This window comes from Rhodococcus parequi (assembly GCF_046042785.1).
GTDB lineage: Bacteria > Actinomycetota > Actinomycetes > Mycobacteriales > Mycobacteriaceae > Prescottella > Prescottella parequi.
Genome location: NZ_JBDLNV010000004.1, coordinates 23,740 through 45,049, shown reverse-complemented (window position 1 = coordinate 45,049; position 21,310 = coordinate 23,740). Strand labels below are relative to the sequence as shown.

General features: G+C 68.3%; 19 protein-coding genes. 12 read left to right on the top strand and 7 right to left on the bottom strand.

The window, feature by feature from the left end:
• The first annotated feature begins 164 nt into the window (after positions 1-164).
• From ABEU20_RS11885 to ABEU20_RS11870, 4 genes are all read left to right on the top strand, one after another.
• Positions 165-527, top strand: coding sequence for a DUF485 domain-containing protein (locus tag ABEU20_RS11885; RefSeq protein WP_420164631.1), 363 nt, complete (start codon positions 165-167; stop codon positions 525-527).
• A complete protein-coding gene (locus tag ABEU20_RS11880) occupies positions 524-2,179 on the top strand; it encodes a solute symporter family protein (protein ID WP_420164630.1) in 1,656 nt (551 codons plus the stop codon). Before ABEU20_RS11885 ends, ABEU20_RS11880 begins: the two co-directional genes overlap by 4 nt.
• 100 nt (positions 2,180-2,279) lie before the next feature.
• Positions 2,280-2,711, top strand: a complete 432-nt coding sequence (locus tag ABEU20_RS11875; protein ID WP_420164629.1) for a type II toxin-antitoxin system Rv0910 family toxin — start codon at positions 2,280-2,282, stop codon at positions 2,709-2,711.
• A gap of 69 nt (positions 2,712-2,780) precedes the next feature.
• Complete coding sequence (locus ABEU20_RS11870) at positions 2,781-4,415, top strand: VWA domain-containing protein (protein WP_420164628.1); 1,635 nt, start codon at positions 2,781-2,783, stop codon at positions 4,413-4,415.
• A 45-nt stretch (positions 4,416-4,460) separates the two neighbouring features.
• On the opposite strand, the gene ABEU20_RS11865 is transcribed toward ABEU20_RS11870, so the two are convergent.
• The 5 genes from ABEU20_RS11865 to ABEU20_RS11845 form a co-directional block, all read right to left on the bottom strand.
• The gene (locus ABEU20_RS11865; protein WP_420164627.1) at positions 4,461-5,108 is read right to left on the bottom strand and encodes a CoA transferase subunit B; all 648 of its coding nucleotides are present in this window, start codon (positions 5,106-5,108) and stop codon (positions 4,461-4,463) included.
• Positions 5,105-5,869: a CoA transferase subunit A gene (locus ABEU20_RS11860; protein ID WP_420164626.1), complete on the bottom strand. Its 765-nt coding sequence runs from the start codon at positions 5,867-5,869 to the stop codon at positions 5,105-5,107. Before ABEU20_RS11860 ends, ABEU20_RS11865 begins: the two co-directional genes overlap by 4 nt.
• 88 nt (positions 5,870-5,957) lie before the next feature.
• Positions 5,958-7,274, bottom strand: coding sequence for an MFS transporter (locus tag ABEU20_RS11855; RefSeq protein ID WP_420164625.1), 1,317 nt, complete (start codon positions 7,272-7,274; stop codon positions 5,958-5,960).
• A 77-nt stretch (positions 7,275-7,351) separates the two neighbouring features.
• Entirely contained in the window at positions 7,352-7,735 is a 384-nt protein-coding gene (locus tag ABEU20_RS11850; RefSeq protein WP_420164624.1) for a carboxymuconolactone decarboxylase family protein, read from the bottom strand.
• Between the two features lie 104 nt (positions 7,736-7,839).
• A complete protein-coding gene (locus ABEU20_RS11845) occupies positions 7,840-8,916 on the bottom strand; it encodes an AraC family transcriptional regulator (protein ID WP_420164623.1) in 1,077 nt (358 codons plus the stop codon).
• 342 nt (positions 8,917-9,258) lie between these two features.
• Between ABEU20_RS11845 and ABEU20_RS11840 the strand changes: the two genes are divergently transcribed.
• The 6 genes from ABEU20_RS11840 (at position 9,259) to ABEU20_RS11815 (ending at position 16,108) form a co-directional block, all read left to right on the top strand.
• Positions 9,259-10,236: a quinone oxidoreductase family protein gene (locus ABEU20_RS11840; protein WP_420164622.1), complete on the top strand. Its 978-nt coding sequence runs from the start codon at positions 9,259-9,261 to the stop codon at positions 10,234-10,236.
• Positions 10,237-10,267: 31 nt separating this feature from the next.
• Positions 10,268-11,164 (top strand): TauD/TfdA dioxygenase family protein, encoded by an 897-nt coding sequence (locus tag ABEU20_RS11835; protein WP_420164621.1) that lies wholly within the window; start codon positions 10,268-10,270, stop codon positions 11,162-11,164.
• Positions 11,165-11,207: 43 nt separating this feature from the next.
• On the top strand, positions 11,208-12,263 hold the full coding sequence (locus ABEU20_RS11830; protein ID WP_420164620.1) for a BKACE family enzyme: 1,056 nt from the start codon (positions 11,208-11,210) through the stop codon (positions 12,261-12,263).
• Between the two features lie 102 nt (positions 12,264-12,365).
• Complete coding sequence (locus ABEU20_RS11825) at positions 12,366-12,959, top strand: RBBP9/YdeN family alpha/beta hydrolase (protein ID WP_420164619.1); 594 nt, start codon at positions 12,366-12,368, stop codon at positions 12,957-12,959.
• 35 nt (positions 12,960-12,994) lie between these two features.
• The gene (locus ABEU20_RS11820; RefSeq protein WP_420164618.1) at positions 12,995-14,530 is read left to right on the top strand and encodes a long-chain-fatty-acid--CoA ligase; all 1,536 of its coding nucleotides are present in this window, start codon (positions 12,995-12,997) and stop codon (positions 14,528-14,530) included.
• A gap of 111 nt (positions 14,531-14,641) precedes the next feature.
• Positions 14,642-16,108 (top strand): glycoside hydrolase family 5 protein, encoded by a 1,467-nt coding sequence (locus tag ABEU20_RS11815; protein WP_420164617.1) that lies wholly within the window; start codon positions 14,642-14,644, stop codon positions 16,106-16,108.
• Positions 16,109-16,116: 8 nt separating this feature from the next.
• Here ABEU20_RS11815 and ABEU20_RS11810 read toward each other — a convergent pair whose 3' ends face one another.
• The gene (locus ABEU20_RS11810) at positions 16,117-16,779 is read right to left on the bottom strand and encodes a TetR/AcrR family transcriptional regulator (protein WP_420164616.1); all 663 of its coding nucleotides are present in this window, start codon (positions 16,777-16,779) and stop codon (positions 16,117-16,119) included.
• Between the two features lie 124 nt (positions 16,780-16,903).
• Between ABEU20_RS11810 and ABEU20_RS11805 the strand changes: the two genes are divergently transcribed.
• Positions 16,904-18,049, top strand: a complete 1,146-nt coding sequence (locus tag ABEU20_RS11805) for an acyl-CoA dehydrogenase family protein (protein WP_420164615.1) — start codon at positions 16,904-16,906, stop codon at positions 18,047-18,049.
• A 30-nt stretch (positions 18,050-18,079) separates the two neighbouring features.
• On the opposite strand, the gene ABEU20_RS11800 is transcribed toward ABEU20_RS11805, so the two are convergent.
• On the bottom strand, positions 18,080-18,979 hold the full coding sequence (locus tag ABEU20_RS11800; protein WP_420164614.1) for an ABC transporter substrate-binding protein: 900 nt from the start codon (positions 18,977-18,979) through the stop codon (positions 18,080-18,082).
• Between the two features lie 78 nt (positions 18,980-19,057).
• Here ABEU20_RS11800 and ABEU20_RS11795 point away from each other — a divergent pair, with 78 nt between their 5' ends.
• Entirely contained in the window at positions 19,058-21,304 is a 2,247-nt protein-coding gene (locus ABEU20_RS11795; RefSeq protein WP_420164613.1) for an ATP-dependent DNA ligase, read from the top strand.
• The last annotated feature ends 6 nt before the right edge of the window (positions 21,305-21,310 follow it).

Here is a 21,310-nt window from a genome sequence, read left to right as displayed (position 1 = left end):
TCGCTCGCGGACGGCCGTTCGTCGCTGCCGACCGACCGTTCGGCGCACGCGGCGACAGCTCGGCGTGTGACTGGCACCACACCCTTCTCCTGTGACCTGGCTCTCACTAGCGTCGCTTGGCACACCCCGCGACGCGTGTCGCCCGCCATCGGAGGAGCCCGATCATGACCACTACCGACCTCGGTTCGGGAGCGCCGCCGCAGCGGCCCGCGCCCGACGCGCAGGCGTTTCTCGACATGCAGGCGAGCCCGGAGTTCCAGGAGCTCCGGCACCGGCTGCGGCGCTTCGTCTTTCCGATGACCGCGTTCTTCCTCACGTGGTACGCGGCCTACGTCCTGCTGGCCACCTACGCGGCGGACTTCATGGCCACCAAGGTGTTCGGCAACGTCAACCTGGGAATCGTGCTCGGGCTCGGACAGTTCGTGACGACGTTCGTGATCACGGCCCTGTACGTGAAGTTCGCGAACCGTGAGCTGGATCCGCGGTCGTCGGCGATCCGCGAGGAACTGGAAGGACCGGCGCAGTGATCACCACGCTCGCCCAGGCGGCGACGACCTCCACGCCGGCCACCGATGTCGGCAATCCGCTGTTCAACATCGCGATCTTCGTGGCCTTCGTCGTCGGCACCATGACGCTGGTGATCCGCGCCAGCAAGTCGACGAAGAAGGCGTCGGACTTCTACACCGGCGGCGGCCAGTTCTCCGGTCCGCAGAACGGATTCGCCATCGCCGGTGACTACCTGTCGGCGGCGTCGTTCCTCGGTATCGCCGGTGCCATCGCGGTGTACGGCTACGACGGCTTCCTGTATTCGATCGGATTCCTCGTCGCGTGGCTCGTCGCGCTGCTGCTGGTGGCCGAACTGCTGCGCAACACAGGACGATTCACGATGGCCGACGTCCTGAGCTTCCGGCTGAAGCAGCGTCCGGTGCGCATGGCGGCGGCGCTGTCGACGCTGGTGGTGTCGCTGTTCTACCTGCTCGCGCAGATGGCCGGTGCGGGTGGCCTGGTCGCCCTGCTGCTGAACATCAAGGACTTCGCGGGACAGGCGATCGTCGTCGCGGTCGTCGGTGTGCTGATGATCGTGTACGTGCTGATCGGCGGCATGAAGGGCACCACGTACGTGCAGATGGTCAAGGCCGTCCTGCTCATCGCCGGCGCCGGCATCATGTTCGTCCTGGTGCTGTTCGCGGTGAAGGGCAACTTCTCGCAGTTGCTGGCCGACGCGCAGAGCATGGTCAACGGTTCGGCCAACGAGGCCGTCGCCGGACGTGACGTGCTCGCACCGGGCGCCAAGTACGGGATCAGCGACATGTCGCGGCTGGACTTCGTCTCGCTCGGCATCGCCCTCGTCCTCGGCACGGCCGGTCTGCCCCACGTGCTCATGCGCTTCTACACGGTGCCCACCGCGAAGGAGGCCCGCCGCTCGGTGACGTGGGCGATCGGACTGATCGGCGCGTTCTACCTGTTCACGCTCGTCCTCGGTTACGGCGCCGCGAAGATGGTCGGCCCCGACACGATCCTGGCCGCCCCCGGCAAGGAGAACTCGGCGGCGCCGCTGCTCGCGTTCGAACTCGGCGGCACGATCTTCCTCGGCATCATCTCGGCGGTCGCGTTCGCGACGATCCTCGCCGTCGTCGCCGGTCTGGCGATCACCGCGTCGGCGTCGTTCGCCCACGACATCTACGCGAGCGTCATCAAGCGCGGCAAGGCGTCGGAGGAGGAGCAGGTCCGGGTCTCGCGGATCACCGTCGTCGTCATCGGCATCGTCGCGATCGTCCTCGGCATCCTCGCGATGGGACAGAACATCGCGTTCCTGGTCGCGCTGGCGTTCGCGGTCGCGGCATCGGCGAATCTGCCGACCCTGCTGTACTCGCTGTTCTGGAAGAAGTTCAACACCACCGGCGCGCTGTTCAGCATCTACGGCGGTCTGATCAGCTGCCTCGTGCTGATCGTGTTCTCGCCGGCCGTCTCCGGCGCCAAGACGTCGATGTTCCCGAACGTCGACTTCGCCTGGTTCCCGCTGGCGAACCCCGGCATCGTGTCGATCCCGCTGGCCTTCCTGCTCGGCATCGTCGGTACCTGGGTCGGCAGGAACAAGCTCGAGGATCCGTTCAAGCAGGCGGAGATGGAGGTCCGCTCGCTCACCGGCGTCGGTGTCGAGAAGGCCGTCGCGCACTAGTTCCGCAGGAGCGGCCGCACGATCGCCCGGTGCGCCCCGTGACGCAGTCGCGTCGCGGGGCGCACTGTCGTGCACGTCACCTTTTGGTTACGATCCGACAATGGCCAAGCTGAAGGTGTCCGTCGACGTGCCCATGAGCCCCGAGGACGCGTGGAACAGGGCGTCGGACCTGAGCGAGTTCGAACAGTGGCTCAGCATCCACGAGGGCTGGCGCAGCGACCTCCCGGCGGAACTGAGCGCCGGCACCGTCGTCAGCTCGGTCGTCACCGTCAAGGGCCTCCGCAACCGGGTGAAGTGGACGTTGAAGCAGTACAACCCGCCGCGCAGCCTGGTCCTGAAGGGGGAGGGCAAGGGTGGCGTCAAGCTCGGCCTGGTCCTGAGCGTCGAGCCCTCCGCGGTGGGCGCCGTCGTCGCCCTCGACATCGACCTCGGTGGCGCGCCGCTGTTCGGCCCCATCGGTTCGGGCGTGGCCAAGGCGCTGCGCGGCGACATCGAAGGCTCACTCCAGAAGTTCGTCACCCTCTACGCCTGATCCGGCGGAACCCGCACAACGCGACCCGCGCCCCCGCCGGATCGCGATCCCCACGGAGGTCTCGAAGACATGGCCGGACGTCACAGCGCGCCGCGCGCGAAAACCGCGGCGGCGACGTCGCCCCTCGTGAAGTACGGGGCGATCGGTCTCGCGGCGGCGCTCGTCGTGGGTGTCGGGGCCTACCTCGTCGTCGACCGAATGGGCGGCGGGTGCGACTCGGTGACCGAGTACGTGGTGGCCGCGGACCCGTCGATCTCACCGGTCCTGACCGAGGTCACCACCGCGGCGTCGGCCGAGGATCTCGGCTGCCGCAGCTACCGGATCGAGGCCGCGTCCGGCATGGAACCGCTGGGGGCGCCCGGGCAGCAGGCCGGCCCGGACCTGTGGATCCCGGATTCGTCGCAGTGGGTCGCGAAGGCGAGCAGCGGAACCGGAACGCTGTTCGACGTCGCCGCCCAGTCGATCGCCTCGACCCCGGTCGTCATCGCGGCGCGCGAGGGCGACATGCCGTTCTTCGCGACGTGGCTGACGGCGCTGCAACTGCCGGGCCTGCGGATCGGCGACCCGCTCACCAGCACCGTCTCGGGCGCACCGATCGTCGGCGCCCTGTCGGAGGCGGCCGCCGGCACCATCGCGGCCGATGCGGTGCCCGGTGCGCTGGTCCCGCTCGCCCAGGCACAGGCCGCGAACATGCACCAGACCGACCCGTCCGCGCGGCTCGCGGCGGTCGCGTCGGACGGCGGCATCGGCATCGCCACCGAGCAGCAGGTGGCGGGCCAGAACGCGGGCGACTCGGCGGTGCGGCTGGAGGCGACCACCCCGAACTCGGGTGCGGTGTTCCTCGACTATCCCGTGGTAGCCACCGCGACGGGCGCCGAGCACGACGACGCCCGGGAGGCGGGTGTCGCGCTGGCCGAGGCGATGGGGGCCGAGGCCGGCCGAACCGCACTGGCGCAGCGCGGGTTCCGCGGCCCCGACAAGGCCCCGCTCGACGCCGGACGAGGCGTCGGTGACGTCGCGGTGCTGACGGTCTCCGATCCCGCCGAGACCGCCCAGGTGCTGAAGCGCTATGCGGTGCTTGCACTTCCGTCGCGCGCACTCGTCGTGGAGGACGTCTCGGGCTCGATGGCCGAGCAGGCCGGTCCGGAGACCCGGATCGCGCTGACGGTCCAGGCCAGTGAGACCGGTGCCCGGCTGTTCCCGGACAACGCCCAGCTGGGGCTGTGGGCGTTCTCGATCGGACTCGGCGGCAACGGAAAGGACTACAAGGAGCTGGCCCCGATCCGCCGCCTGGACGAGACGGTCGACGGCACGAGCCACCGGCAGCGCCTGACCGACGCCGTCCGCACGCTGCCCACGCTCGTCAAGGGCGGCACCGGGTTGTACGACACGACGCTCGCCGCGTTCCGCAAGGTGAAGGAGGGCTACGATCCGGCCGCGATCAACAGCGTCATCCTGCTCACCGACGGGGCCAACGAGGACCCGTCGACGATCTCGCTGGACGAACTGCTCGCGACGCTCAAACGTGAGCAGGATCCCGCGCACCCGGTCATCATCGTCACGATCGGCATCACCGAGGACGCGGATGCGGCTGTTCTGCAGAAGATCTCGGCCGCTACCGGCGGCACCAGCCACGTCGCACGCACGCCCGCCGAGATCCCCGGCGTGTTCGTCGACGCGATGCGCAGCCGCGCCGCCGGCTGACGCCCGGTGGGCTGCGTCGTCCGTGCGCAGCCCACCCGCGCGTCGTCAGAGGAGGACGGCCTCGGTGGCCGCGCGGACCGCGTCCGCGGTCACTCCCGGAGCGCATTCGCGAAGCACGAGACCGGCCTCTGTCACGTCGATCACCGCGAGATCGGTGACGATCCGGTCGACCACCGCGCGGCCGGTGAGGGGGAGGGTGCAGCGTTCGACGACCTTCGACGCCCCCGTCTTGTCGGTGTGTTCCATGAGCACGATGACCTTGCGCGCGCCGTGCACCAGATCCATTGCCCCGCCCATGCCCTTGACCATCTTGCCCGGCACCATCCAGTTCGCGAGGTCACCCGCGGCGGATACCTGCATGCCGCCGAGCACCGCGGTGTCGATGTGGCCGCCGCGGATCATCCCGAAACTGATGGCAGAGTCGAAGAACGACGCGCCGGCTTCGACGGTCACGGTCTCCTTGCCTGCGTTGATCAGGTCCGGGTCCACCTCGGCCTCGGTCGGGTACGGGCCGGTGCCGAGGATGCCGTTCTCGCTGTGCAGGGTGACGGCGACGCCGTCGGGCAGATGATTGGGTATCAGTGTGGGCAGCCCGATTCCGAGGTTGACGTACTCGCCGGACACCAGTTCCTGCGCGGCCCGCGCGGCCATCTGCTCGCGTGTCCAGCCGAGCGTCTCCACCAGTGCGGTCATCGCGTGCCCTCCTCCGCGGCCGAGACGGTCCGCTTCTCGATCTTCTTGTCCTGCTGTCCGATGTGGACGATCCGATCGACGAAGATGCCCGGCAGATGCACCTGCTCCGGATCGAGTTCGCCGGCCTCGACGATCACCTCGGCCTGGGCGATGCACACCCGGCCCGCCATCGCGGCCAGCGGATTGAAGTTCATCGCCGCCTTGTTGAACACCAGGTTGCCCGCGGTGTCGGCGACCATGGCGTGCACCAACGAGAAGTCGGCCGTGATCGCCTCCTCCAGGACGTAGTCGCGACCGCCGAACGCCCGCACCTCCTTCGGTGGCGACGCGAGCGCCACCGAACCGTCCGGGCCGTAGCGCCACGGCAGGCCGCCCTCGGAGATCGGCGTGCCGACCCCCGACGGGGTGAAGAACGCCGGGATCCCCGCTCCGCCCGCACGCATCTTCTCGGCGAGTGTGCCCTGCGGGGTCAGCTCCACCTCGAGTTCCCCGGACAGATACTGGCGCGCGAACTCTTTGTTCTCGCCGACGTACGACGCCGTCACGCGGCGAATCCTGCCGTCCTCGAGCAGGATTCCGAGTCCGTGTCCGTCGGTGCCACAGTTGTTCGAGAACACCTCGAAGGCGGTTTCCGTGCCGGCCGCCAGCGCGGCGATGAGGACGTCGGGGATGCCACACAGCCCGAATCCCCCGACGGCCAGGGATGCTCCGGACTCGATGTCGGCCACCGCCGCGGCGGCCGATGCGTAGATCTTGCTCATAGATACCTTTCCGTCTCCGAATGTCTCGGTGATCGTGGGGTCACACGGATGCAGTGCTCTGCGCTGCGAGCTTGCGCAGTCCCGCGGCCTAGACACGCTTGCCGACGAGTAGCGCGACGATGGCGGCGACGTAGAAGAGTGGCGCGAGCTGCAGCGACTCGAGCAGACCCAGTCGATCGGCGAGGATGCCGACGACGAAGGGGCCCAACGCCAAACCGAGAACGTTGTTGGCGATGGTGAGTGTACCCAGCGCCGAGGAGCGGACCGATTCGTGGGTGAGGCCGGCGACCATGGCGGCCGTCGGTCCCGAGCAGCCGGCCGAGAAGAAGGCGCCGATGCCGAGGAGGATCAGCTGAGGTGCCCCGGTGCCCAGCCGGAGCCCGATGCCGAGTGACAGGAGGGCGATCGTGCAGAACACGACGGCAGTCATCCATTTACGCGCGGGATCGGTGCGGCTCACGCGGTCGGTGATCATGCCGCACAACACCATACCGGTACCGACCAACAGGACGAACAGTGCGGCGACCGCACCGGCCCGGTCGGGTGCCATGCCGTAGTACCGATTGAAGAAGCTGGGCGTCCACGACAGCAGGACGGCGGCGGTGAACATCTGGAAACCACCGGCGAGGTAGGCGCACCACACCGCCCGGTTCGTGAACAGGGTCGACACGGGGACGCGGATGACCGGCGCGGACGGGGCGGAGGCGTCGGACGGGGTGACGGGTTCGTCGTGCACGGCGTATTTCGCGAGGCGGGACTCGGTGACCACGGCCCGGAACAGTGCGACGAGAATGAGGCCCAGCACCGCCATCGCGGTGAAGGACCAGCGCCACCCGACGTTCACGGCGATCACGCCTCCGAGCGAGACGCCGACCACGGAACCGAAGGAGCCACCGGCCATGAAGGCGCCGCTGAGCGACGAGTGCAACCGGGGGGAGAACACGCTCAGGACGACGGCGATGCCCACACTGCCGTACGCCGCCTCGCCGACGCCCACGAAGAAGCGGGCCGCCAGCATCTGTTCGTAGTTGGACGCGATCGCACAGCACAGGGTCGCGAGGCTCCACATCACGGCCATGAGGACCAGGCTCCGGACCCGCCCCCACCTGTCGGCGAGCAGGGAGAGCGGGAACGTCAACAGGCCGACCATCAGCGCGACGACACTGGTCAGCGACGCCAACTGGGAATCGGAGAGTGCCCATTCCGTCTTCAGCATCGGGAAGACCGCGCTGAGGACCTGCCGGGACATGTAGTCCGACAGCAGCAGTGCAAACGCCAGGGCGGCGACGATCCACGGATAGCTCCGGGATCGGACGCTGCGGGGTGTGGAGGTGGTTGTCTGCCCGGTGGGTGCGGGTTCGGCTGTTCCGACAAGGGGTTCGGTAGACGTGGGGAACGGTCCCATGGTGGCTCCTGAGGCGAACGGGCTGGTGGGAGCGCGGCGATCGAGGGTTCGGGGATCGATGTCGCGGCGGGGATGCCCTAGGAACGGGCTTCGAACGCGGTCAGCTCCTCCTCGAGGATCGGCACGCCGAGGTTGCAGGCGTGGATCCCGAGGACGCTGACCATTTGGAGCACGGTGAGAATCTGCTCGCGGGTGACGCCGAGTTCGAGCGCCGCGCGGATGTGCCGGCGAACGCCGGGGGCGTACATGTGTGTGGCCGCGGCGTCGATCGCGATGCTGAGCAACTCGACGAACTCCGGTGGAAACACCTCACGTCGAATCGGCGTCGCGTTCATTGCCATGAACTGTTCGGTCCATTCCGGATCCCACTGGGAGAGTCTGCCCCACAGCGGGTTCCAGTTTCCCTCTCGCTGCATGCGGTCGATCGTCGGGGTGAGTGTCGGCTCGGGGCTCGTGGTCATGGCAGCGCTCGTTTCACCGAAAAGTCGAATGTGGATGTGGTGCGCGTTACAGCGCGCGATGGAAGGTGGCGCACATCACGCTATATCGACTCGTGGGAGATTAATTACCCCTCCGGGACGTCATTCTGTGCATCTCGGGACATGTCCGTCCGTGGGTGACCGACTTCGACGGCGGCGTTCGGCGCCGCCTGCTTGCGCCAGTCCCGCGGGCTGGCGCCGAACTGCTGGTGGAACCAGCGCGAGAAGCTGCTCGGTGTCGAGAAGGCGAGCATCTCGGAGATCTCCGTGAAGGAGTAGCGGGACCCGCGCACCATGCGGTTCGCGAGTTCGGCGCGGGTGGTGTCGAGGACGGCGGTGAAGGTCTGGCCGGATTTCGCGAGATGACGATGGACCGTGCGCCGGTCGACACCGAGGCTGCGGGCCACCTGGTCGATGGAGCATCGACCGGTCGGGAGCAGTAGCTCGACGAGCTCGCGGACGCGCCCCTCGATCGTCGGCTCGGCGGGGTCGGAAAGCGTGTCGAGGAACTGCTTGGCGTAGGTCCGCAGGCCGGGATCGGACAGGCGGTTCGGCTCGTTCAGATCGCCCGTATAGGTGACGATGCCGCTGAAGTCGCTGTCGAAGGTCGGCGGTGTCCCGAACATTCGGCGATGCGTGGAATCGTCTGCGGGCCGGCCGTGCTCGAAGCACACGGAGACCGGGTGCCAGTGCTCACCGAGTAGGTTGCGGAGCAGTTGGTGGACGACAGTCACCGCGAGTTCGACCGACTGTCGGACTGGGATCGCCTCGCCGGGTTCGATGCTGACCTGGATCGCGGACAGTCCGTCCCGCTCGGTCATGCGGATGTGCAGCGCCTCGTTGTACATGTGCTGGTACCGGATCAGCATCCGGAGCGCGCTCCGGGCGTCCGGTTCCTCGCGGATGCTCACGCTGAGCGGACCGAGTGTGGACAGCCGGCGGTGCTCGGCGAGCTTGAGTGCGAAGTCGGGACGGCCCGAGGCCGCCGACGACAGTTCGAGCAGTCGCGCGACGGAGGCGGCGGGGATCCATCGATCCTGGAGGTCGAGGCTCGACGGATCGAGGCCGACGGTCCGCAGCAGCTGCACCGGATCGATGCCCAGCATGCGGCTGACCTCGATGTATCCGGTCAGAGCGGCGTAGCGGGCGAGGGGCTTGGCCACCCGTATCACTCTCCTCGGGCTGGTCGTGATGTCCCGCAAGGGTAAGTGCGTGACCGGCCGGCGTCGACCGGAGCTATGTCGTGAGTCATAGTTCTCGGCGCCCATGCATGTCCCGAAATGGACAGAAATATGTCCCGTCAGGGCATGTGGTTTGCGTCACGAGTCGATAGTGTCGTGTCAGCTGAGTCACACGGGTTCACCCCGGCGATTCGTTCGCCGCTCTCGGCCGGGTCGCCGGATCGGCAAGGGGTGAACGTCGAAAAGTAATGCCGCGCCAATTGTTTCGGCAGCAGCGCAAGCGAGTCGACCTGTCGAGGTCGGCTCGGGATCAAGGAGAAGACAATGGCGAAAGCGATCCGCTTCTACGAGACCGGCGGTCCGGAAGTCCTGAAGTGGGAGGCCGTCGAGGTCGGAGACCCGGGCCCCGGCGAGGTGCGAGTCCGGCACGAGGCCGTCGGCCTGAACTTCGCCGACACCTACTTCCGAACCGGAATGTACCCGGCGCCCCTGCCTGCGGGAATGGGTGTGGAGGCCGCGGGCGTCGTCGAGGCGGTCGGCGCCGGGGTACAGGGCTTCGCGGAGGGGGACCGAGTCACCTACACCGGCAGCCCGCTCGGTGCGTACAGCACCGAGCGCGTCATGCCCGCCGAGCACCTGATCGCGCTGCCGGACGGCATCGCCTTCGAGACTGCGGCGGCGATGACGATGCGCGGACTCACCACGTCGTACCTGCTGCGCCGGATCTGTCCGACGCTGGAGGCGGGCGACACCGTGCTGCTGCACGCCGCTGCCGGCGGTGTCGGGCTGATCTTCTGTCAGTGGGCGAAGCTATTGGGAGTCAACGTCATCGGCACCGTATCCAGCGACGAGAAGGCCGAAGTGGCCCGCGCCCACGGTTGCGGCGAGGTGATCGTCTACACGCGGGAGAACGTCGCGGATCGTGTCCGCGAGCTCACCGACGGGGCGGGTGTACCCGTCGTCTACGACAGCATCGGGCAGACCACCTACCAGTCGTCGATCGACTCGCTGGCGCGCCGGGGCCTGCTCGTTGCTTTCGGTACCGCGTCCGGCCCGATCCCGCCGATCAATGCCATGGAGCTCGCGGTCAAGGGCTCGCTGTTCGTGACCCGGCCGGCGCTCGCCGACTACATCGCCGACCCGGCGGAACGGGCCGAGCTCGCCGGAGAGTTGTTCGGGCACGTCGCTGCCGGCCGCATCGCGATCGAGATCAACCAGCACTACGCGCTCGAGGAAGCCGAACAGGCCCATCGAGACCTGGAGTCGGGCATGAGCATCGGCTCCTCGGTCTTCTCGTTCTGATCCGTCATTCGAGCATGAACAGGAGAGAGTGATGACCATCGTCGAAAGCCTCGAACACGGCCGGACGGCCGTCGTGCCGATGGATGCACGACCCCTGACCTGCAGCATCGGCGCGGAAGTGCACGGTGTCGACCTCGCGGACGTGTCCCGCGACGATGCCCTGTTCGCCGAACTGAAGTCACGTCTGCTCGAGCACAAGGTGCTGTTCTTCCGCGACCAGGGCATGAGCAGGGACGAGCACGTCGCGCTCGCGCAGCGGTTCGGCCCACTCGAGGACCACCCTGTGGTCGGAAGCGATCCCGACCATCCCGGTCTCGTGCGGATCTACAAGGATCTCGACAGCGCGCCCGAGGCGTTCGAGAACGCCTACCACTGCGACGCGACGTGGCGCACCGACCCGCCGATGGGTTGCGTGCTGCGGTGTGTCGAGGGCCCCGCAGTCGGCGGCGACACGATCTGGGTGAACATGGCGCTCGCCTACGACCGCCTGCCCGAACAGGTCAAGGAACGGATCGACGGCCTTCGGGCACGGCACAGCATCGAAGCGTCCTTCGGCGCGCGACTGCCGATGCAGCAGCGCCTCGAACTCAAGGAGCGCTTCCCGGACGCCGAGCATCCGGTGGTCCGCACCCACCCGGAGACGGGGGAGAAGATTCTGTTCGTCAACAGCTTCACGACGCACCTCACGAACTTCCACACCGCCGAGAACGTCCGGTGCGGAATCGATTACGCACCCGGGGCCGGCGAGCTGCTGCGATACCTGCAGAGCCAGGCCACGATCCCGGAGTATCAGGTGCGCTGGCGCTGGACCCCGAACAGCGTCGCGATCTGGGACAACCGTTCGACGCAGCACTACGCGGTCCAGGACTACTGGCCCGCGGTTCGGAAGATGGAGCGCGCCGGGATTGTCGGAGACCGTCCCTTCTGAGTCTTGCTTCAGCCCTACACCTATTCAGAAACGGAGTTACGCAATGCATTTCCACGACGATGCACTCTTCCCCGAGAACCAGGACAAGCTCGTCATCACGGTCGCGCCGTACGGCCCGGAATGGGCGGTGGAGGACTTCCCCGAGGACCTGCCGCTGACGATGGACGAGCACGTCCAGCAGGCCGTCGACTGCTACGAGGCCGGCGCGACCGTGCTGCACATCCACGTCCGCGAGGAGGACGGCAAGGGCTCCAAGCGGCTGTCGAAGTTCAACGAGCTCCTCGGTCGTCTCCGGGAGGCCGTGCCGGACATGATCCTCCAGGTCGGCGGCTCCATCTCGTTCGCGCCGGAAGGTGACGGCGCCGACGCGAAGTGGCTGCCGGACAACGTCCGCCACATGCTCGCCGAGCTGGACCCGAAGCCGGACCAGGTCACGATCGCGATCAACACCAGCCAGATGAACATCATGGAGCTGATGACGCCGGGTGACATCAAGGGCACCTCGCTGGAGAATGCCGACCTCGCCGCGACCTACCGCGAGATGACCGTTCCCGCCGGCCCCGAATGGGTCGAGGAGCACCTGCGTCGTCTGCAGGCCGCCGGCATCCAGCCGCACTTCCAGCTCTCGTCCATCCCGCAGCTCGAGACGGTCGAACGGTTGATCCGCCGCGGTGTCTACACCGGCCCGTTGAACCTGACGTGGGTGGCGATCGGCGGTGGCTTCGACGGCCCCAACCCGTACAACATGATGCAGTTCATCGACCGGGTCCCCGACGGCGCCTGCCTGACCCTCGAGACGCTCATGCGCTCGGTGCTCCCGGTCAACACCATGGCGATGGCGATGGGTCTGCACACCCGCTGCGGTAACGAGGACAACCTGTGGGAGCCGAACGGCGAGGTCAAGATCACCTCCGCCGAGCAGGTCCGCCAGCTGGTACGCCTTGCCGAGGAACTCGGCCGCGAGGTGGCTACCGGCAAGGAGGCCCGCGACATCTACAGGATCGGCACCACCTACAAGGACGCCGACGAGACGCTCGCCAAGCTCGGCTACGCACCGAACCGTCAGCCCGGCCAGGTCGGCTTCACCCAGCACGCCTGACCCGCTGTCACCCGTCTGCGACAGCACCCCTCGGTGGGGCGGGGGCACCCACAGGTGTCCCCGCCCCGTCCGTCCACATCGATTTCACCTGGAGGGCATGCGTTGAGCAGCTCCGTTTCCCCGACCGTCGTGATCGTTCCCGGACTGCGTGATCACGTCGAGGATCACTGGCAGACCCTCTTGGCGGCAGGACTGGACAGCGTCCGCATAGTCCCGCCGCTCGAGCACGACAGGCTCAGCCTGGACGCACGCGTGGCCGCGCTGGATGCCGTCCTGACCGACATCGACGGCCCCGTCGTGCTGGTTGCGCACAGCGCCGGGGTGATGATCACCGTGCACTGGGCCGCCCGACACGGCCGCCCGGTCGCGGGCGCGATCCTGGCCACCCCGCCGGACTTCTCCACGCCGCTGCCCGCCGGCTATCCGGCGCTGTCGGATCTCGACGCGAACGGCTGGAACCCGGTCCCGCGCAGCACCTTGCCGTTCTCGAGCATCGTCGCCGCGAGCCGTAACGATCCGCTCGCCGAGTTCACTGCCGTGGTCGATCTCGCGCACGCGTGGGGCAGCAGGCTCGTCGACCTCGGTGAGGTGGGGCACCTCAATCCGGCCTCCGGCTACGGCGAATGGCCACGCGCGGGCGAACTCCTCGACGAACTGCTCACCTCGATCGGCGCCGCGCCCGCGCCGAGCAACTGACCGTCACGATCGCCGCCCGAGAGAAGAACGTTTCGATGCTCAATCTGTCCATGTTCCTGGAAGACTCGGCCCGCAAGTACCCGGACCGCGACGCGCTGGTGCTAGGGGATGCCCGGTTCACCTACGCCGAGACCGACGGTCTCGCGAACCAGATCGCGAACCTCCTCGTCGCGTCCGGGATCGGGCCGGGGGACCGAGTGGCGATCTCGTGCCCCAACCTGCCGTGGTTCCCGATCGTCTATTACGGGATCCTCAAGGCAGGCGCAGCGGTCGTGCCGCTCAACGTCCTGCTGAAGGGGCGGGAGATCGCGTACCACCTCGAGGACTGCGGGGCGGCGGCGTACTTCTGCTTCGAGGGCGGGCCGGAGCTGCCGATCGGGGAGTACGGCAGGGAGGGCTTCCACGCCGTGGAGTCGTGCCGCACGATGTTCGTCATCGACGGCGCCGGCGGGGACGGGGCCACGTCGCTGTCGGAGGTTCTTCCCTTGCAGCCGAGCACGTTCGAGGCCGAGCCGTGCGAGGCGACGGACACCGCCGTGATCCTCTACACGAGCGGCACCACCGGGCAGCCCAAGGGCGCCGAGCTCACCCACTCGAACATGGTGATGAACGCGATCGCCGCCAACCGACTGTTCGACAGTACGCCGAGCCGGCCCGACACTCATCTGCTCACCCTTCCGCTGTTCCATTCGTTCGGACAGACGATCAACATGAACGCCGGGTTCTCGGTGGGTGCGACGCTGGTGTTGTTGCCGCGCTTCGACGCCGGCGCTGCGCTGGAGATCATGGAACGGGAGTTGATCACCATGTTCGCGGGTGTGCCGACGATGTACTGGGCTCTGCTCGGCGCGGTCGACGATTCGGTCGACGTCGCGCGGATCGCTGCGAACCTCCGCAAAGCGATCTCCGGAGGAGCCGCGTTGCCCGTCGAGATCCTCGAGCGTTTCGCGTCCCGGTTCGGGGTCGGCATCCTGGAGGGCTACGGACTGTCCGAGACGTCACCGGTCGCGCTGTTCAGCGATCCGGAGCAGGATCCCAGGGCCGGATCGATCGGCGTCCCGCTGTGGGGCGTTCAGGTGCGTCTGGTCGACCGGGACTGGAACACCGTCGAGGGCGCGGACGCCGTGGGCGAGATCGCCATCCGCGGCCACAACGTCATGAAGGGCTACCTCGGTCGCCCCGACGCGACCGCGGAGGCGATGCGGGACGGGTGGTTCCGCACGGGCGATCTCGCCCGCCGGGACGCGGACGGCTTCTACTACATCGTGGACCGCGCGAAGGACATGATCGTGCGCGGTGGGTTCAACGTGTACCCGCGTGAGATCGAGGAGGTCCTCATGACGCACGACGCGGTGTCGCTGGCCGCCGTCGTCGGCGTGCCGCACGAGCGGCACGGCGAGGAGGTGCGGGCCTACGTGATTCCGGCACCCGGAACCGAGGTCACCGCCGCGGATCTCATCGCGTGGTCGAAGGAACGGATGGCGAGCTACAAGTATCCGCGCGAGGTCCGGCTCGTCGAGCACCTGCCGATGACCGCGACCGGGAAGATCCTCAAGCGCGAGCTGGTGTGACTTACTGACGAGACGCGGCCCGTGGAAGGCACTTTGGACGATTCACCCGTACCGCGTCGGGCGCCGACCTAAGCTCTCGTTGACTTGGACGGTTGTACAGGAAGGCTCCTCGTGCGCGCACTGCTGATGGTCGCCCTCGCGGCTCTGACACTCCAGGCCGTGCCGGCCGCGACAGCCGCCCCGGTCCCGCCGGACGCCGGGGGCTGGACGCTTCCGCGGCTGACCGTCGAAGACGGCACCATCAAGGACGTGGACGGCCGGACGGTCCTGTTGCGCGGCGCGAATGTCAACGGGCTCAACGACTACGCGTCCAACGGGACCGGGCTGCCGACGGTCGCGCCGCTGGACCGGACGGACTTCGAAGGGATGGCGGCGCTCGGCTTCGACGTGGTGCGGTTGAACGTCGCGTGGTCGGCGCTCGAGCCGACTCCCGGCGCCTTCGACGCCGCCTACGTCGGCCGGATCCGCGAGGCCGTGCAGGACGCGAAGGACAACGGCATCTACACCGTCCTCGACATGCACCAGGACGCGTGGGGGCCCTACGTCGGAACGCCCGAGGGCCAGGACTGCCCGCCGCTCCTGCAGCGGGGGATCGGGTGGGACGGGGCACCCGAATGGGCGACGCTCACCGGCGGGTGGACGACGTGCAACATCGGCGGTCAGCGGGAGGCATCGCCGGCCGTGGCCAGGGCATTCCAGGCGTTCTACGACGACGAACAGGGCGTCCAGGGTCACCTGGTACAGACCTGGGCGCGCTTGGCCGCAGAGTTCAAGAACGAACCCGCGGTGGTGGGCTACGACCTGCTCAACGAACCGAACCCCGGTCTGCGGGACCCGTTCACCGCGGCCGATCAGATCGGCCGCTTCTACCAGCGGGCGATCGCGGCCATCCGGCAGGCGGAGACGGGCGGCTTCCCGCACCTGGTGATGTTCGAGCCCAGCGCGCTGTGGTCGGCGTTCGGCTTCGACGCGCTGCCGCCGCGGCACTATCTCGCCGATCCGCTGGTCGTGTTCTCGCCGCACCTCTACAGCCAGTCGATCAACGTCAGCAGCGAATTCCCCTCGATCGAAGACGGATTCCGGATCGCCGCTGCGGCAGCCGACTGGTACGGCGCGCCGCTGTGGACCGGCGAATGGGGCTGGTTCGGTGAACCGGACGACCAGGCGGGGGAGGTCCACCGGTTCGTCGATGCGATGAACACACACCGGATCGGCGGCGCGTGGTGGTCGTGGACCCAGGCGTGTGGTGACCCCCACGCGGTGAAGGACGGCAACACGGCCCAACCGCAGGGCAACCTCAACCGCATCGACTGCCCGTCGGGCGATGAGCAGGGGCTGGTCGAGGGGTTCGCGGAGCCGCTCTCCCGGGCTTACCCGCGGGCCGTGCCGGGACTGACCGAGGTGACGGCGAACGGATTCCGCGGCGTCGGCACCGGGCGCGTCGAGGCCTGGTACCCGGGCGCCGAGCGTCCGCAGGTGAACACGGTGAACGTCACCGAAGTCGACCTCACCGCGGTCGACGGGGGATGGCGGCTGACCGGTCGGGCTGTTGGCGAGTACTCCGTCACCAGCGCCTGAGCGATCGCTTAGGGCTCGGTCGGAGTGGGCGGACTCGGGCGCCCGCTGTGGCCATCTGCTCCGACCATCCGCTCCGCCATCGCGGCCAACGATGCGCCGACCGCCTCGGGGGTGTCGAGGCGGCGTGACGGGTACCAGCGGGCGGTGTCGATGCACAGCGACAGCACCGCGAGTGTCGTGGTGTCGACGTCGGCCACCGCGAACGCGCCCTGTCGCGCGCCGTCCGCGACGATCGTGCGCACCGTGGCCACGATATCGCGCCGCAACCGCACGACCCGGGCGCGGCTGTCGGGGTCGAGATGCGACAACTCGTACTGCACCACGCGGGCGGTCGTGGTGTTCTCGGCGTGCCAGTAAGCGAACGCATACACCGTTGCGCGAAGGCATTTCGTCGGCGATCCGGGTGCGTCGGCGGCGGCCCTGAGATGGGCGAGGGCGGAGATGTGCCCCTCGATACTCAGCCGCGCGAGCACGTCCTGCTTGGATCGGAAGTGGATGTACATCGCGGCGGGACTCATGCCGGCCCCCGCGGCGATCTCCCGCGTACTCGTGCCGTGGTAGCCCTTCGCGGCGAAGGCGTCGCGTGCAGCGTCGAGCAGTCGCTGTTCGGCCTCGACCGCCGGGCGGTCGGCTTCCGGCGTGCCCGCACGGGTTCCTGCTCGCGATGTCATCTGTTCCGACCTCCGCCCGCTTCGCCGACCCGGTGTCGACGTTTTCCGCGTTGACTTTCGCACACTCTCATCGCAGACTAAGCGAACGCTTAGCTGATGGTGCTCAGCCGGAAAGGGTTGCGAAGTGAAGAGATCAGTATTCACGGCCGATCACGAGGAGTTCCGTGCGGCCGTCCGCGATTTCCTGGCCCGCGATGTGGTGCCGAACGTGGACGAGTACGCCGAGAACAAGCTCATCGCGCGCGAGGTCTGGCACGAGGCCGGCAAGCAGGGCATCCTCGGGCTCGAGATCCCCGAGGCGTACGGCGGCGGCGAGGCCGGCGACTACCGGTTCAACGCGGTCGCCACCGAGGAACTGGCCGCGGTCAACATGGCGCTGGCGTCGAGCTTCGGCATCCACTTCGACATCGTGACCCCGTACGTCGTCGATCTCGCGTCCGAGGCGCAGAAGCAGCAGTGGCTGCCGCGGATGGCCGCGGGTGAGGCCGTCGCCGCGATCGGCATGACCGAGCCGTCCGCCGGCTCGGACCTCGCCAACCTCAAGTCCTCCGCCGTCCGGGACGGATCCGACTGGATTCTGAACGGCTCCAAGACCTTCATCACCAACGGCTACACCGCCGACGTCGTGGTCGTGGCGGCGCGCACCGACCCGACCCAGCGGTCCAAGGGCATCAGCCTCTTCCTCGTCGACACGTCACTGCCCGGTTTCGAGCGGGGGCGCAAGCTCGACAAGGTGGGCCAGCCCGAGGCGGACACCGCCGAACTGTTCTTCGACGACGTCCGGCTGCCCGCGGATGCGATGCTGGGCGAGCCCGGAACCGGCTTCGTCTCGATGATGGAGCGGCTGCCGCAGGAACGGATCGGTGCCGCCGTCACCAACGTGGCGCATGCCAAGCAGATCCTGCTCGAGACCATCGAGTACGCCAAGGAGCGCAAGGCATTCGGCAACTCGATCGGCTCGTTCCAGCACAACAAGTTCCTGCTGGCAGAGCTGGTCACCAAGATCGAGGTGGCGCAGTCGTACATCGACGCCGCGGTCGCGGAGCACTCCGATGCGGGCCTGAGCGCCGTCGACGCGGCCAAGGCCAAGTGGTGGTCGGCGCAGGTGCAGAACGAGGTGCTCGACCACTGCGTGCAGTTGCACGGTGGTTACGGATACATGCGTGAGTACCGCGTCGCCCGCGCGTGGATGGACGCCCGCGTCACGAAGATCTGGGCCGGATCCAACGAGATCATGAAGGAGATCATCGGTCGCGATCTCGAGCTGTGAGCCGATCGGCGGGGCCGGCCGCGGGTGCTGCTACTGCAGCACCCGCGCGCCGGCACTGTCGGTGAGCCACTGCGCGATCAGCTTGTCGAGGGTGCCGTCGTCGTACAGACCGTCCAGGGCGGCGGACACGCACCCGGTGAGGGGACTGTCCTTCTCGAGGACCGCGCCGTAGAACTCGGTGACGTCGTTGGGGCGGGGGAACTGTCCGACGATGACGCTGCCCGGGATCTGCTCCTCGGTGATGTGGAATCCGGTGGGCAGATCCACGACGATCGCGTCGACCTCACCGGACTGCAGCGCGGCCTTCGCCGCGTCGGTGGTGTCGAACGACGTCGGTGCCTGGAGGGGTCGGATGGTGCCCTCGATCGCGGCCAGGCTCGTCGAATTCCTCTGCGCGCCCAGGCTCAGCTCCGTCAGATCCGCGAGCGAGCGCGACTTCGCCGCGTGATTGGTGGACAGCGCGATCACCGACTGCGCCACCGCGTAGTACGGCGATGAGAAGTCGACGCTGTCGCGGCGGTCGCCGGCGATCGTGACCTGGTTGATGTCGAAGTCGAAGTTCTTGGGGCCCGGGGCCATGGCCTCCTCGAACCCCACCCGGGTGAAGCGCAACTGTTCGGGGGCGTACCCGAGCCGTTCCGACACCGCACGCGCGACGGCGCCCTCGTAGCCCAGACCGTTGGCCGGATCGTTGTCGACGATCCACGGCGCGTACGCGGGCTCGTCCGTCGCGATCGTGAGAACACCGGGCGCCCAGGTCAGCCCGCCGCCGGGGCCGCACGTACCCGACGACGATGCGGCGTTCGCGGGGGCGGAGGTGTCTGCCGCGTCGGCGGAATCGGCGATGGTGCACGCGGTGGCGGGCACGACGGCGAGACAGATCGCGGCAAGGACCGCGGAGCGTCGTCGAGGGGTCAACACCGCAGCCATCATGCCTTCGTGCCCGGAATGCGACAAGACGGGTGCCCGCGGGCGCACAATGTGCGTATCTGCGACGGGAGGTGAGAGATGCCGACGCGCACCATCGACGGGCGTCGGGTGGCGGTGAGCCGCCTCGACAAGGTGCTCTATCCGGCCTCCGGGACCGGGCCGGCGGTGACGAAGGGCGAGGTGATCGACTACTACGCCGCGATCGCGCCCGCGATGCTGCCGCATGTTGCGGATCGGCCGGTCACCCGCAAGCGCTGGCCCAACGGGGTGGACGAGCCGTCGTTCTTCGAGAAGAACCTCGCGGCGTCCGCGCCGGACTGGCTGACGCGCTACGCCGTCCACCACAAGGACCGGACCGTGCGCTACCCCGTGATCGACTCCACCGCCGCCCTGGTGTGGGTCGGCCAGCAGGCCGCTCTCGAAGTGCACGTACCGCAGTGGCGGTTCGTCGACGGTGAGCCGGGGCCGGCGACACGTCTGGTGTTCGATCTCGATCCCGGCGAGGGGGTCGGCCTTCCGGAATGCGCGCGGGTGGCCGCCGCGGTGCGCGACATCGTGGCGACACTGGGGTGGACGGCGTTCCCGGTCACGAGCGGTAGCAAGGGAATCCACGTCTACGTGCCGCTGGACCGTACGTTGGCGCCCGGCGGGGCGTCGACCGTGGCGAGGAAGGTCGCGGACAGCCTCGAACAGTTGCATCCCGATCTGGTGACGGCGACCATGGCGAAATCGGTGCGGGCGGGCCGTGTCTTCGTGGACTGGAGCCAGAACAACGCGGCCAAGACCACCATCGCGCCGTACTCCCTGCGCGGGCGCGCCGAGCCCACGGTCGCGGCGCCCCGGACGTGGGACGAACTCGAGGATCCCGGGCTGCGGCATCTGAGGTTCGACGAGGTGCTCGACCGATACCGGCGGGACGGGGACCTCATCGCCGAGCTCGACCCGCGGATGGATGCACTCACCGAGTACCGCAGAAAGCGGGACGCCGACCGCACACCCGAGCCGATACCGCAGACCGCGGCCGAAGGCGGCGAGGGCAATTCGTTCGTGATCCAGGAGCACCACGCCCGCAGACTGCACTACGACTTCCGGCTCGAACGCGACGGCGTGATGGTCTCGTGGGCCGTCCCGCGCGGACTACCCACATCGGCGAAGGAGAACCGACTCGCCGTCCACACCGAGGACCACCCGCTCGAGTATGCGAGTTTCGCGGGCTCGATCCCCCAGGGCGAGTACGGCGGCGGGACCGTGAGCATCTGGGACGCGGGAACGTACGAACTCGAGAAGTGGCGCGACGACGAGGTGATCGTGCGATTGTTCGGGCAGCGAGCCCAGGGGCGGTATGCCCTTATCCGTACCGACGGCGACCAGTGGCTGATGCACCTGATGAAGGACGACGCCGCTGCGTCCGAGGTGCCGCGGGGGCTCGCCCCGATGCTCGCCACCGCAGGCACCCTCGACGGGCTGGACCCCGAGCAGTGGGCGTTCGAGGGCAAGTGGGACGGCATTCGCCTGATCGTCGAATTCGACGGCGAGACAGTGCGATTGCGCGGACGCGCGGGCAACGACGTGACGGATCGCTATCCGGCGTTGCAGGAGCTCGCCGCGACGCTCGACGGTCATCGGGTGGTGCTCGACGGTGAAGTGGTGAGCCTGGACGCCCGCGGACGGGCCAGCTTTCCCGCTCTGCAAGCCGGCGGCGCGCCGCAGTTCCGGGCGTTCGACGTGCTGTACCTCGACGGGGTCTCGTTGCTCCGCAAGCGCTACGACGACCGCCGACGGATCCTCGAGGCACTGGCCGCGGCCACCACCGGCCTCGAGGTGCCCCCGCAACTGACCGGCGACGTGGCGGACGTGGTCGAAGCGAGCAGGGATCTCGAGGGTGTCGTGGCGAAGCGCCGAGACTCGATCTATCTACCGGGTCGGCGGGGTTCGGCCTGGATCAAGACGAAGAACTGGCTCACGCAGGAGGCGGTGATCGGTGGATGGCGGCGCGGCCGCGGTGCTCGCGGCGCCGGCATAGGGTCACTGCTCTTGGGGGTCCCCGAGGACGCCGGATTGCGCTACATCGGGAGGGTCGGCACCGGGTTCACCGAGCGGGAGCTGGAGCGGCTGTCGGAGCTGCTGGTCCCTCTCGAACGTGACACCAGCCCGTTCGCCGGTGACGTACCCGACGTCGACCGGGACACCGTGTGGGTGGCGCCGAGCGTCGTGGGGGAGGTGCGATATCGGGAACGCACCGACGCCGGGCGCTTGCGACACCCGGCGTGGCGCGGACTGCGGGACGACAAGACACCCGCCGACGTCCGGCTGGAAGACGCCTGAACCGGC